At 60.2% G+C, this 13,040-nt stretch carries 15 protein-coding genes; 4 read left to right on the forward strand and 11 right to left on the reverse strand.

Annotation, left to right across the window (positions count from 1 at the left end; translation table 11 throughout):
- The first annotated feature begins 205 nt into the window (after positions 1-205).
- Positions 206-376 (forward strand): hypothetical protein, encoded by a 171-nt coding sequence (locus K0F85_RS08970; protein ID WP_219115704.1) that lies wholly within the window; start codon positions 206-208, stop codon positions 374-376.
- Positions 377-927: 551 nt separating this feature from the next.
- On the opposite strand, the gene K0F85_RS08975 is transcribed toward K0F85_RS08970, so the two are convergent.
- Both K0F85_RS08975 and fusA read right to left on the reverse strand, forming a co-directional pair.
- Complete coding sequence (locus tag K0F85_RS08975; RefSeq protein ID WP_219115705.1) at positions 928-1,134, reverse strand: hypothetical protein; 207 nt, start codon at positions 1,132-1,134, stop codon at positions 928-930.
- A gap of 5 nt (positions 1,135-1,139) precedes the next feature.
- On the reverse strand, positions 1,140-3,245 hold the full coding sequence (fusA, locus tag K0F85_RS08980; RefSeq protein WP_219115706.1) for an elongation factor G: 2,106 nt from the start codon (positions 3,243-3,245) through the stop codon (positions 1,140-1,142).
- A gap of 272 nt (positions 3,246-3,517) precedes the next feature.
- Between fusA and K0F85_RS08985 the strand changes: the two genes are divergently transcribed.
- Positions 3,518-4,636, forward strand: a complete 1,119-nt coding sequence (locus tag K0F85_RS08985; protein WP_257572638.1) for a phospholipase A — start codon at positions 3,518-3,520, stop codon at positions 4,634-4,636.
- A 63-nt stretch (positions 4,637-4,699) separates the two neighbouring features.
- On the opposite strand, the gene K0F85_RS08990 is transcribed toward K0F85_RS08985, so the two are convergent.
- From K0F85_RS08990 to K0F85_RS09015, 6 genes are all read right to left on the reverse strand, one after another.
- Positions 4,700-4,897: a hypothetical protein gene (locus K0F85_RS08990; protein WP_096235523.1), complete on the reverse strand. Its 198-nt coding sequence runs from the start codon at positions 4,895-4,897 to the stop codon at positions 4,700-4,702.
- Positions 4,898-5,060: 163 nt separating this feature from the next.
- Entirely contained in the window at positions 5,061-5,309 is a 249-nt protein-coding gene (locus K0F85_RS08995; protein WP_219115707.1) for a hypothetical protein, read from the reverse strand.
- A gap of 100 nt (positions 5,310-5,409) precedes the next feature.
- Positions 5,410-6,333 (reverse strand): methyltransferase domain-containing protein, encoded by a 924-nt coding sequence (locus K0F85_RS09000; RefSeq protein ID WP_219115708.1) that lies wholly within the window; start codon positions 6,331-6,333, stop codon positions 5,410-5,412.
- A 266-nt stretch (positions 6,334-6,599) separates the two neighbouring features.
- A complete protein-coding gene (locus tag K0F85_RS09005; protein ID WP_219115709.1) occupies positions 6,600-7,250 on the reverse strand; it encodes an ankyrin repeat domain-containing protein in 651 nt (216 codons plus the stop codon).
- A 16-nt stretch (positions 7,251-7,266) separates the two neighbouring features.
- Positions 7,267-8,046, reverse strand: a complete 780-nt coding sequence (locus K0F85_RS09010) for a TatD family hydrolase (RefSeq protein ID WP_219115710.1) — start codon at positions 8,044-8,046, stop codon at positions 7,267-7,269.
- Positions 8,047-8,132: 86 nt separating this feature from the next.
- Positions 8,133-8,519, reverse strand: a complete 387-nt coding sequence (locus K0F85_RS09015) for a VOC family protein (protein WP_219115711.1) — start codon at positions 8,517-8,519, stop codon at positions 8,133-8,135.
- A gap of 155 nt (positions 8,520-8,674) precedes the next feature.
- On the opposite strand from K0F85_RS09015, the gene K0F85_RS09020 reads away from it, so the two are divergent.
- On the forward strand, positions 8,675-9,046 hold the full coding sequence (locus tag K0F85_RS09020; protein ID WP_219115712.1) for a hypothetical protein: 372 nt from the start codon (positions 8,675-8,677) through the stop codon (positions 9,044-9,046).
- A gap of 62 nt (positions 9,047-9,108) precedes the next feature.
- Here K0F85_RS09020 and K0F85_RS09025 read toward each other — a convergent pair whose 3' ends face one another.
- Genes K0F85_RS09025 through mltG form a run of 3 tightly spaced genes read right to left on the reverse strand, consistent with a single transcriptional unit; the run spans position 9,109 to position 11,816 of the window.
- Positions 9,109-10,137 (reverse strand): DNA polymerase III subunit delta', encoded by a 1,029-nt coding sequence (locus tag K0F85_RS09025; RefSeq protein WP_219115713.1) that lies wholly within the window; start codon positions 10,135-10,137, stop codon positions 9,109-9,111.
- Positions 10,138-10,175: 38 nt separating this feature from the next.
- Positions 10,176-10,808 carry a dTMP kinase gene (tmk, locus tag K0F85_RS09030; protein ID WP_219115714.1) on the reverse strand — a complete coding sequence of 211 codons (633 nt, stop codon included), beginning with the start codon at positions 10,806-10,808 and terminating at the stop codon, positions 10,176-10,178.
- A gap of 21 nt (positions 10,809-10,829) precedes the next feature.
- The gene (gene mltG, locus K0F85_RS09035) at positions 10,830-11,816 is read right to left on the reverse strand and encodes an endolytic transglycosylase MltG (protein ID WP_219115715.1); all 987 of its coding nucleotides are present in this window, start codon (positions 11,814-11,816) and stop codon (positions 10,830-10,832) included.
- 185 nt (positions 11,817-12,001) lie between these two features.
- Here mltG and K0F85_RS09040 point away from each other — a divergent pair.
- Positions 12,002-13,040: folate-binding protein YgfZ (locus K0F85_RS09040; protein WP_374198662.1), on the forward strand; the 1,039-nt coding region annotated here is incomplete at its 3' end.

Genomic DNA, 13,040 nt, shown 5'->3' on the forward strand with positions numbered 1-13,040 from the left:
GGCCAATCATGTTGACGTGACAATGCGTGACTTTTCTCGCTCACTAATTCGTTATGCTCATTGCCGCAGCCGGCCACTACCGGCCGAACGAAGTCGTTGCCAAGTTCCTGCGCTTGGAGTGGTAAATTTGCGGTCTCTTTAAGAAAGAGATGCAGCAGTACTTATTGAAATAGCGGCGATTCAGATCGCATCATTCAGGGAACATATGAAAAAAATATTTCCACAGTTCGTCAGCGTTGGTTTGGGAGTTGCGACTGGAACCTTGCTTTACACTCGCTTCCTTGGTGCCGCCCATGAATTCGATTGGGGGCGTGCTGCCTTTGTCGGTATATTTTGCGCAACAATAGCTTTTATCTGGCCATCAAAAAAGAATTGAGCTAAACCTCACTTCGCGCTATAGCGAATCAATACGCTGCAGGCTGGAACCAGCCAAGGGCGGCAAGCGGCCAAAAGCAGATCCGTCATTTTTATTCCTAAAACTTTAAATAAATGAAGAAATCAAAAGGTTTTGCAATCGTTGCAGGTGTTTTTGGTTTGAGTAGCGCTAGCCTCTGCCTTGGCCATCAATATGGCGTTGCTGCCGGAGTCGCCGGAGTCGCTTTTTTGTATGCTGCCATTGCATACCGAATGAAAAAGACTGGAACGTAGCTTTGGGACTTTAACGCCAGATACTGAGCTTTCGGCTCACTTGTACTTCCGCCTTGGGACGCAAGCAGACATTCCTAAAACGCGAACTTGCAACGACAGCAAGAACACGCCCGCTCCGCAAGCCCAGGCTCCCCGGGCCCAGCGGGCCTGAAAAATGGCCAGGGCAAGGCGCGCGGGCGAAGACAGTACGGTTAGTACGGCGAGCCCAAGCAACGCAGCCATGGCCATTTTTTCAGGCTCGCGACTCTGGCCCGCCGTTTTTAACCAAGCTACACCACCTTACTGAACACGCGCCAAGTACTGTGCCAGTTGGGCGAAAGTCGCCTCGAACCCCTCCTTCATCGACTCATGCCCTTCCAAAAAAGTCCGATGCTGCTCATCCGTCGCCTCGTGCGGCGTCGACCGCAAGTTCATCGTCGTCTTGCCATTTTCCTCGATCCGGTCAAATTGCAGCGACAACTGGCGGCAACCACCAATTGGGCCCATTGAGCCTACTTCGCCTTCCCCGCCGCCACCTGGTCGAGGATATGCTTGGGCACGGCCGCATAGTGCTTAAATTCCATGGTATAGGTGGCGCGGCCCTGGGTCAGCGAACGCAAGGTGGTGGAATAGCCGAACATTTCGGCCAGCGGCACCAGGGCCTTGACGATGCGCCCCGCGCCGCCGGGGATGTCATCGACGCCCTGCACCATGCCGCGCCGGGCCGTCAGATCGCCCATGACGTTGCCCATGAATTCTTCCGGCGTTTCCGCTTCCACCTGCATCATCGGTTCCAGCAGCACGGGATGGGCCTTGCGCATGCCGTCCTTGAAGGCGATGGAGCCGGCCATGCGAAACGCGTTTTCGTTGGAATCGACGTCGTGGTAGGAACCGAACGTCAGGGTCGCCTTCACGTCCACCACGGGGTAGCCGGCCAGCACGCCGGCCTTCAAGGTTTCGGCGATGCCCTTGTCAACGGCGGGGATGAATTCGCGCGGCACCACGCCGCCCTTGATGGCGTCGACGAACTGGTAGCCTGTGCCCGGCGGCAAGGGTTCCAGTTTCAGCACCACGTGGCCGTACTGGCCCCGTCCGCCCGACTGCTTGACGAACTTGCCCTCGATATCTTCCACCGTGCGCGTGATGGTTTCCCGGTACGCCACCTGCGGCTTGCCCACGTTCGCTTCTACGCCGAATTCGCGCCGCATGCGGTCCACCAGTATTTCCAGGTGCAATTCGCCCATGCCCGACATGATGGTCTGGCCCGATTCCTCGTCCGTGTGCACTTTGAACGACGGGTCTTCCTGCGCCAGGCGGTTCAGGGCGATGCCCATCTTTTCCTGGTCCGGCTTGGTCTTCGGTTCGACCGCCTGGGAAATCACGGGTTCCGGGAAGATCATCTTTTCCAGCACGATGATGTGGTCGATGGCGCACAGGGTGTCGCCCGTGGTGACGGCTTTCAGCCCCACGGCGGCGGCGATGTCGCCGGCATACACTTCCTTGATTTCCTTGCGCTCGTTCGCATGCATCTGCAGGATGCGGCCCAGGCGCTCGCGCGCGCTCTTGGTGGGGTTGTAGACCATGTCGCCCGAGTTCACCACGCCAGAATACACGCGGAAGAAGGTCAGCTGCCCCACGAACGGGTCCGTCATGATCTTGAAGGCCAGGGCGGCAAAGTGCTCTTCGTCCGTCGGGTGACGCTCCACCTCGTTGTCGTGCTCGTCATGCCCCATGATGGGCGGCACTTCCATCGGCGACGGCAGGTATTCGATGACGGCGTCCAGCATCGCCTGTACGCCCTTGTTTTTAAAAGCGCTGCCGCACAGCATGGGCACGATCTCGTTACGGATGGTGCGTGCGCGCAAGGCTTGCTTGAGGTCCGCTTCCGTAAACGTGTCGCCATTCAGGTAGCGTTCCGTCATCTCGATGCTGGCCTCTGCCGCGTGTTCGACCATGTGCTCGTGCCATTCCTGCGCCTGCGCCAGCAGCTCGGCGGGAATCTCGGCATAGCTGAACTGCACGCCCTGGCTGGCGTCGTCCCAGGTGATGGCGCGCATTTTCAGCAAGTCGATCACGCCCGTGAAATGCTCTTCGGCGCCGATGGGCAGCTGGATAGGCACGGCCACGCCTTTCAGGCGGTCGGCGATCTGCTGGCGCACGCGCAGGAAATCGGCTCCCACCCGGTCCATCTTGTTGATGAAGGCGAGGCGCGGCACATGGTATTTGTTGGCCTGGCGCCAGACGGTTTCGGACTGTGGCTGCACGCCGCCGACGGCATCGTAGACCATCACGGCGCCGTCGAGCACGCGCATCGAGCGCTCCACTTCGATCGTGAAATCCACGTGGCCGGGCGTGTCGATGATGTTGATGCGGTGTTCAGGGAAGTTGCCGGCCATGCCTTTCCAGAAGGCCGTGGTGGCGGCTGAAGTGATGGTGATGCCCCGTTCCTGCTCCTGCTCCATCCAGTCCATGGTGGCAGCGCCATTGTGCACTTCGCCGATCTTGTGATTCACCCCCGTATAAAACAGGATGCGCTCGGTGGTGGTGGTCTTGCCGGCGTCGATATGGGCGCTGATGCCGATATTGCGGTAGCGCTCGATAGGTGTTTTGCGGGTCATCACAATCTCCATGGCTATTCCCGGCGCCCGGTTTTTCAGTGTAGCAGACATCGATTTGGAGGGCGGACGGTGCGCGGTTTTTGGCGTACACGCAACACCAGCCTTGACGCGCACACACCTTGCGCAGGACAAACAAGAGTTTCGGCTATACTTTCATACCTCAATCCAACAAAGATTAATCAGGATCAAGATGCACGGTGATCTACCGTGCGAGGCGACGCCGCCGGCATGCCAGCCCAGGTGCGCACCGAATGACATGCCCCACTCAGCCTATGACTATCCAACTAAGAAAAATAATCCTCTCTTCCTTGCTGGCATCGCCGGCGCTGGCCATGGCCGGCGAACTGGAACAGCAAATGCAACGTTGCGCCGTGCTTGGCGATGCCAGTGCCCGCCTGGGCTGCTTCGACACCTTGGCCAAGGCGGCCGAAAAGGCCACCATCGCCGCCGGTGGTGACCCCGCCACTGCGGCCGTCACGCTGGCAGCAGCCGCCGAGGCCGCCCCATTTACGCCCGTCAGCCCGCCTGGCGTGGCCACACCGGCTGCGGTGAACGCGGCTATTCCCGCGATCGCACAGGCTGGCGCGGCGCCACCGGAAGCACCGATTTCGCGCACACAACAATCCTGGGAACTCAACGACGCTTCGAAGCGCGGCCTGTTCAACTTCCGCCCGCACCGCGACACCTATCTGCTGCTGGCCAATTACAGCGATGCCTCGAACGACGAACCTTTCCAGGATTTCACGCCAGGCGGCATCAAGAGCCAGCATGTGGAGTTGACGTTCCAGTTGAGCTTCAAGATGAAGATGCTGGAAGACATCGCCGGCACGCCCATCGACATGTGGTTCGGCTACACCCAGCAAAGTTTCTGGCAAGCATATAACCGCAAGGCATCGAGTCCTTTCCGCGAGACCAACTATCAGCCGGAACTGATGCTGGTCATGCCGATCAACAAGAATTTTGCCGGCGTGGAATTCAATTACCTGAACCTGGGCCTGGTGCACCAGTCGAATGGCCAGACATCGACCCTGTCACGCAGCTGGAATCGCGTGTATGCCGAGCTGGGCATGGAAAAAGACAATCTGGCCGTCACGGCCCGCGTCTGGCACCGCCTCGACAATAGCGCGAATGACAATGACAATATCGACATCACCGATTACATGGGCCATGGCGACTTGCGCCTGAGCTACCGCAACAAGGGCCATGAATACGCCGTCACGGCACGGCGTAATTTCAGCAAGAAACACGGCTCCATGCAGGCCAGCTGGGCTTTCCCGTTGAAAGCCAACCTGAAGGGCTATCTGCAGCTGTTCTCCGGTTATGGCCAGAGCCTGATCGACTACAACTATTCGCAGAAATCGATAGGCGCCGGTTTCATGGTCGACCTGTAAGCGGCACAGTGACAGAAATAAAAATGGCGCCAACGGCGCCATTTTTTATGGTAGGGGCAAGTCTCAACGCCGGCCGCCCCCCAGCACGCGCGCCGGCAGCATGACGATGGCGCGCAGCAATTCGAACACGCCTTCCACGCCGATGCCGATCAGACGCAATGGCAGCAACAACAGCCAGGCCAGCGGATACAGCACGAGGGCCAGCAAGGCCAGGGGCCAGCACACCAGCAAAAGCAGCAACCACAGCACGAATCCCAGCATCGCGTTCCCCTCGAATGAAATGTGCGGAGCAAGCCGTGCTTGCCCCGCTACCGTGACAGCACTATAGTAAAGCGCCGTCGCAGCCGCAACGGCCGTGCGATGAACGGCACAATGCGCGGATGAACGGAGTAAAAGCGGGGATAAACGGTAGCTGGCGATGCGCTTATTGGCCGACGCAAATCACTTTCGTGATGTACTCATGCGCATTCGGCTTCTTGTTGGTGGCCCATTTGATGGCCTGGTTGGCATCTTCGATGGTCATGACGGTGGCCTTATCCTTCGACTTGATGAAGGATACGCCTTCAAACACGCCTTCCTTGCTGCGCATTACCTTGGCAAACACGGGCGGCTTGGTCTCGCCATCGCTGATTTTGTTCTGTTGCACGAGGTAACGCTGATCGATCTGTTCCATGATAGTAAAGCTGTCCAGTGGGTAAAAGACGAAATATACCCTGAATGGCCAAACGCCGCAGGATGAAATCGCTGCGGCGTTACCTTAACATGCATAACACTCAGGCGTAGACGGCGTTCTGCGTAGACGGTTGCAGGTTGACATCGTAGATCACCTGCGCGCGGATCGACGCTTCCAGCGAAGGAATCGAGCCGCCGGCGCGGTACTGGAAGCTCACTTGCAACACATCGCCCGCCTTCACGGCCACCGGCGCGGCCAGCGGCAAGCACATGTAGTGGTTCAGCCAGTCGATGGTGGTCGAACGCTCGGGCACCACGGCCAGGATGTTCTTGGTGACGAAACGCAAGGCGTTCAGCGTGCCGCTGCGCTCGACGACGAACTTGCCGTCAAAGCCGAACACGCTATCCGTCGGCTGGCTGAAGTCGATGATGCTGTACACGGACGGCGGCGCCAGTTCCTGCACCCCCGGATGGATGGCCGTGGTTTCCTGGAATTGCACGATGGGCGCGTAAAAACCCTCGAAATCGTATTCCTGCTGCATCGGCTGCACGGCCATGATCACGGCTTCGGGCAGGAAAATAGGCAGCGGGCCGCCAAAACGGGCCAGGTAGCGGCGCTTGAACGATTCGATCACTTCCACCTGCTTTTCGCGCAGCATGCCGACATGAATCATTTCGCAGATGACCACGTCGACGGGCTCGGGCGGCAAGTATTCGAAGGCGTCAGCGTGGACGACTTCGACTTTTTCACCGTTGGGATTGAGCGCCAGCATCTTGCGCGCTTCCTTCACCATGTCCGGATTGAACTCCACGCACCACACCTTGTCGGCGCGCGCGGCCGCAAACCACGAGAGCACGCCCGTGCCGCCGCCCAGTTCCAGCACCTTCATGCCGGGTTTCACCGCGTAATCGATGGCCGACTTGAACCCGTGCATGCGGTTCTGGTCCATCAACATATTGTGGTGGTAATGGACGGGGATAAATTGCCCCAGGTAACAACTCTCGATTTCTCGTTCATTCAGCATGTCTGTCCTCTTGGAGTCTGGCTCCGATGGCCGATCGGTTTTGTCATTCCAGAAAGCAGTGATATCGCACGGGCTGCGTGTGGGGCGGCGACAATACAGCCGGCGCCTGACGGTGGTGTGATGGCCCATGCGATGATCTCCTGATTAATGCGACACACTCATTATCGTTAATCGCCAGGGAGAACAAAGGGCTGAGCTGAGAGGCAATTCCATGCCAGTTTCAGCGCTGGCATGGAAAGCATTGAAATTAAAACATTACTTCTGATTTATTTGCGGGCTGCGCGTGCCTGCTGAGCCGCTACGATGATGGCGACCACGCCGGGCTTGTCACCGGCCTGCGCGAACTGTACGGCCGTCCAGCCATGATCGCTCTTCAGGCTGGCGTCCGCACCCCAGGACAACAGCAGCTTGACGGCGCCCTCCTGCCCTTCGCGGGCGGCAAACATCAGCGGCGTGATGTTGGCTGGCGCGCGCGCATCGACCACGGCGTCGCGGTCGAGCAGGATTTTCATGATGGGCAGGTCGCCGGCAGAGGCCGCATAGTGGAGCGCCGTCCAGCCGCTCTGGTTGACCTTGGCGCCCTTGGCCAGCAAGGCTTGCACGGCGTCCTGCTTGTGCTTGTAGGCGGCCATCATCAGCGCCGTGTTGCCATTGGCCGAGCGCGCCTCGATATCGATGCCGGGCGCGTCCAGCAGCAGCTTGAACACCCGGTCCGCATCGTCACGCAGGGCCAGCACGAGAGGAATGTCGCCCCGCTGCGCGTCGGCCTGGTTCGGATTCATGCCTTCGTCCAGCATGCTGCGCACGCCACTGGCATTGTTGACGGACACGGCGCGGAAGAAAGCATCCGGTTCCGGTGCAGCATGGCTGGCCGCCGCGCAGGAAAGCAGCATCGCCAGGGCGAGTCTTTTCATCATAGTCAACCTTAAGAAGTTATGGCAACTGATTGAATAACTTGAAGAAATTATCCGTCGTCTGGCGTGCCACCTGCTCCAGGGGAATGCCTTTCAGGGTCGACAGGTACTCGGCCACGTGGGCCACGTAGCCAGGCTCGTTCATGCGGCCACGGAAAGGCACGGGCGCGAGGTAGGGTGAATCCGTCTCGATCAGGATGCGCTCGAGCGGCACTTCCAGGGCCACGGCCTGCAAGTCTTTCGCGCTCTTGAAGGTGACGATGCCGGAAAAGGAAATATAGAAACCCATGTCTATGGCGGCGCGCGCTACTTCCAGTGATTCAGTAAAGCAATGCATGACGCCGGCCACGCCGCCGTCTGCCACGCCAGCGCCCTCTTCTCGCATGATGCGGATGGTATCTTCACTGGCCGCGCGTGTGTGAATAATCAAGGGCTTACGCGTGATTCTTGAAGCTTTGATGTGGGTTCTGAAACGCTCGCGCTGCCACTCCAGGTCGCCCGTCAGGCGGAAATAGTCGAGGCCCGTCTCGCCGATGGCGATGATCTTCGGGTGGTCGGCCAGTCGCACCAGCTCTTCCACGGACGGTTCAGGCGTGTCTTCGTAGTCGGGATGCACGCCGACGGATGCAAAAATATGCGGATACTGCTCGGCCAAGGCCAGCACCTGTGGAAAATCCGGCAAGTCAACGGACACGCACAGGGCGTGCGTCACCTTGTTCTCGGCCATCTTGGCGAGGATCTCGGGCATGCGAGCAGCCAGCTCGGGGAAATTGATATGGCAATGGGAATCGATATACATAAGGCGGGATTGTACCGGAGGGAGCACAATCTGGCAGGGGGAAGGCGCAAATCCGTCCTGCCGCGGACGACTCCCGCGTGGTCCGCCTACTGCCCCTCCGGCGGCTGCCACAGCTCCACCTTGTTGCCCTCGGGATCGATGACCCAGCCGAACTGGCCATATTCGGAGTCGGGCGCCTTCTCCAGCACGTTACAGCCTTCGTTGCGCAAGGCTTGCAACAGCGCGTCGAGGTCATCGACGCGGTAATTGATCATGAAGGCAGCCTTGCCGGGGGCGAATTGCTCCTTGTCATTGGCCGCGATGGACCAGATGGTGGTGCCGGCGGTGGGCTTGCCGTCGGCGTCCGTCCAGGTGAAGGCGGCGCCGCCCCACGCCTGCACGTCCAGGCCCAGGTGGCGCTGGTACCAGGCGCGCAGCGCGGCCGGGTCTTGCGCGTGGAAAAAGATGCCGCCGATGCCAGTGACCCGTTTCATGCGCGCCTCCGTTGCTGTCGAGTGCATTGACTGTAACACCGGGCCACGGTCGCGGCAAACAGACAGGGCGCGCTAGGCAGAAATGTTATCAGGATGTATAGTGGGCCGCCGAGGCGCAGACAGGGGCTTGCGCGCGGCTACCTTGGAGAATGTTGATGCTGAAAGTTGTCGGTCCTTTGCTACTGCTGGCCTGCCTGACCCTGACAGCGCCTGCGCCTGCGCAAGGTCAGGTGCAGAACAAGAGCGACGCGCCCAAGGCCATCCCCCACGCGAGCCTGTGTGCGCCCGTGTGTGCGTCGGAACGCCAGGATTGCCGCGCGCAAGCGCAAAGCGCCACGGAAGACGATAACAGCCCCATCTTGTCGATGAAGCCCAGCAGCAATCCCTACGTCGCCGCGGGCCGGGAAGCGGGGCCACAGTCACAGCAGTTGCAACCAACGCAAGCCCAGGCCTTCCGCGCCCGGCGCGCCGAACGCCAGCAAGCGTGTGAAGTGCAATACCGCAGCTGCACGCGCGCCTGCGGCTAGTCATTCCCATCGCGCCAAGAACTGCACAATCCAGATTAACTTGGCACTCCAAGCTCTTGATTTTATTGGCAACTAGATGCGTAGTCGAGCAGCATATCTTCCAGAAAAAGCTTGGGCGACAGCGGGTGTTCGGCAATCGCCCGGCGTTCGTTTGCGGCCTTGATGGCGGCCATCAAACGGCTGACGTTGATCCGTCCTGCCAGCACCTCCAGTTCGCGCCGGTGGCGCGGGTAGTAGCGGATGGTGCCGGACAGCTTGACGGAAAACACGTCATACAGCCAGCGCTGCAAGGACGCCACCAGCGGCGCCAGCGGCGCCTTCTGCAATTTATCCGCCGCCTTCAGGGCCGCTTCCACGCCGGGATTGGCCAGCACTTGCAGCAAGTGTTCCGTCTCTTCGCGGCCGCCCGACTCGGACTGGGCCAGCGCGGCCAGCGGCGCGCCGCCCTGCTCGCGCAGCCAGCTGTCCGCATCGTTCAAGCCTTGTTGTTTAAGCCAGGCCAAGGCTTGCTCGTGGCTGGGCATGGGCAAGGCAAATTTCCTGCAGCGCGATAGTATCGTCGGCAGCAAACGGTCCAGGCTGTTCGATGCCAGCAGGAACAAGGTGCCCGGCGGCGGCTCTTCCAGGGTCTTCAGCAAGGCGTTCGACGCCGGCGTGTTCAGCGCCTCGGCCGGGTATAGCACCACCACGCGCAAGCCTTGGCGGTGCGTGGAAATGTTCATGAAGTCGGCCAGGTTGCGGATCTGCTCGATCTTGATGTCTTTCGACGGCGTCTTGCTCTTGGCGCTTTTCTTTGCGCCTTCGCCCTCTTCGCCGTCGTCGGCTACCTCATCTTCCAGCGCCTCTGGACGGACCCGGCGATAATCGGGGTGGTTGCCCTGGCTAAACCAGCCGCACGAGGCGCATGCGCCGCAGGCATGGCCGTCGGCGCGCACGTCTTCGCACAGCAGCGCTTGCGCGAAATGCTCGATGAAATCGGCTTTGCCGATACCTTGCGCGCCATGGAACAAAATAGCGTGCGGCATGCGCGGGCGCAAGGCTTGCAATTGCTGCCAGGCGTCCTGTTGCCACGGATAGAGGGAACTGGTCATGTCATCTTCTTTTAAATCAGCGCGTTACAGCACTTTGTTCAAGCACTTTGTTCAAGCATAACATCAAGCAGTTGCGCGAGCTGCACCTGGATATCGGCAATGCTTTGCGTGGCATCGATGATGCGGAAACGCTCGGGGAACTGGGCTGCGCGGCGCAGGTACTCCTTGCGCGTGGCCGCAAAGAAGTCCGATCGCTCCTGCTCAAACTTGTCGAGCGCGCGCGTGGCGTCCAGCCGGGCACGGGCCACGTCCAGCGGCACGTCGAACAGGAACGTCAGGTCCGGCTGCAAATGCGGGTGCACCCACGCTTCCAGCGCCTCCATTTTGCCCAGGTCCATGCCCCGGCCGCCGCCCTGGTAGGCGAAGCTGGCATCGGTAAAACGGTCGGAAATGACCCACTCGCCCCGTTCCAGGGCGGGCGCGATGACTTGCGCGATGTGTTCGCTTCGGCTGGCGAACATCAGCAAGGCTTCCGTTTCCAGGTGCATTTTTTCATGCAGCAGCAGTTCGCGCAGTTTTTCGCCCAGGCTGGTGCCGCCCGGTTCGCGCGACGACACGAGGCTTACGCCCCGCTGCTGCAGGTAGTCGGTAACAAAGCCGATATGCGTCGACTTGCCCGCGCCATCGATGCCTTCAAAGGTGATGAAGCGCGGTAAATAGTGTTGTGTCATGAAGCTTCTAGTTTGAAATAATTAACGCTGGTATTGGTTCACGGCGCGGTTATGGTCGGGCAAGTTGGCCGAGAACTGGCTGGTGCCGTCGCCGCGCGCGACGAAATACAGCGCCTGCGTGCGGGCCGGCGCCAAGGCCGCCGTCAGCGATTGCGCGCCAGCCAGGGCGATCGGCGTGGGTGGCAAGCCGCCGCGCGTGTAGGTATTGTACGGGGTGTCCGCTTCCAGGTCGCGTTTGCGGATCTTGCCCTGGTAATTGTCGCCCATGCCATAGATCACGGTCGGGTCCGTCTGCAGCAGCATGCCTGTTTTCAGGCGGTTGACGAAGACGCCGGCGATCATGGCGCGTTCGGACTTTTGCCCGGTTTCCTTTTCCACGATGGACGCCATGATCAGCGCTTCGTAGGGGTTTTTGTACGGCAGGGCCGGATCGCGCTTGTCCCACGCTTCGGACAGGCGTCCGATCATGGCCGTGTGCGCCTGCTTGAAAATCTGCATTTCGCTGGCGCCCTTGGCGAACAGATACGTGTCCGGGAAGAACAGGCCTTCCGGATGCACGTATTCGGGGCTGATTTTTGCCATCAGCTCCTTGTCGGACAGGCCCGCCGTGTCGTGCTTGAGGCCAGGGTGATTGGCCATCGCCTGGCGCATCTGTTTGAAGGTCCAGCCTTCGATGATGGTCAGGGACTCTTGCGCAAATTCACCGCGTGCCAGCTGCGTGATCAAACGCTGCGGCGTCGTGCCCGGTTTCAATTCGTAGGAACCGGCCTTGATCTTCGAGGTCTTGCCCTCGATGCGCGCCAGCAGGTTGAACAGGATGGGCACGATGGGTACGCCTGCGTCCGCGACCTGCTGGCCGGCCGCATGCGCGCCGCTGCCCGGCGCAATGGTAAACGGGATCGCTTCGCCTTCCGTGGTGATGGGCTGCTGCGCCCAGTACACAAAAGTACCGCCCACGCCGATGGCGGCGATGACTGAACTGACTACAAGTTTTTTAAAGAAAGCCATTGTTCCGATTCTTGTGATGCGGGCGCTGGCAGGCAACGCGCGCTTGTTATGATCGTTCATTTGTGAAGCAAGTACGCGCAAAGCGGCGCCAGCACTGGCAATCTTGCCGCTGCCGACGCAATCGGCGCGACATCACTATAATGAACCCGTAATGATAATGCTTAATCGCTGATCTAATGGAAATTATGAATAACTGGAATCAATTTTTAACTGCACAAGGCGCCCGCCCCGCTGCCATCGATGGCGCGCCTGACAGCACAGCCCCCATCGCCGCCACTGTCCACGATTTCGGCCAGTGCCTGACAGTGCCCCAGCTACAAGAAGGTTTTGTCGCGGCCATCACGGACCAGGGCTTGATCGGCTTGAGCGGCGACGAAGCGGCCAGTTTCCTGCATGGCCAGCTGACCAACGACGTCGAGCACCTGGACCAGCAGCAAGTGCGCCTGGCCGGCTACTGCACGCCCAAGGGCCGCTTGCTGGCCAGTTTTTTGATGTGGCGCAATGCCACCACCATTTATCTGCAATTGCCGCGCACCCTGCAGCCGGCCATCCAGAAGCGCCTGCAAATGTTCGTGCTGCGCGCCAAGGCGAAGCTGCACGATGCTTGCGCCGATGAGCCCACTCAAGTCGTCCTGGGCCTCGGTGGAGTAAGGGCCAGCGCGGCACTGTCCGCCTTGTTCCCTGTGCTGCCCGCCGTGCCGTTCAGCAAGGTGGAACACGCGCTGGGCACCCTGCTGCGCGTGGCCGATGCGTTTGGCAATCCCCGCTTTGTATGGCTGACGTCCGCCGCCACGGCGCGCGAGGTGTGGCCGCAACTGGCAGAGCACCTGGCCAAGGGCGGCAACGATTGCTGGCGCCTGGCGGAAATCCATGCGGGCATCCCGCAAATCACGGCCGCCACGCAAGAGCAGTTCGTGCCGCAAATGGTCAACTTTGAACTGCTGGGCGGCGTCAATTTCAAGAAAGGATGCTACCCGGGCCAGGAAATCGTCGCGCGCAGCCAGTACTTGGGCAAGCTCAAGCGCCGTACCACCCTCGTCAGCATCGCCGACGCGTCCGCTGTGGCCGGTGGCGAACTGTACGCCGTCAGCGACCCCGACCAGCCTTGCGGCATGCTTGTGAATGCGGCGCCGAACGGCACCGGCGGCATCGACGCCCTCGTTGAAATGAAGCTGGGGGCAATAGCTGAAGGTTCAAGTGCAGCCGGCGCCGTGCGTTACGGCT

Source organism: Janthinobacterium sp. UMAB-56 (genome assembly GCF_900095265.1).
In the GTDB taxonomy this organism is placed as follows: domain Bacteria; phylum Pseudomonadota; class Gammaproteobacteria; order Burkholderiales; family Burkholderiaceae_D; genus Janthinobacterium.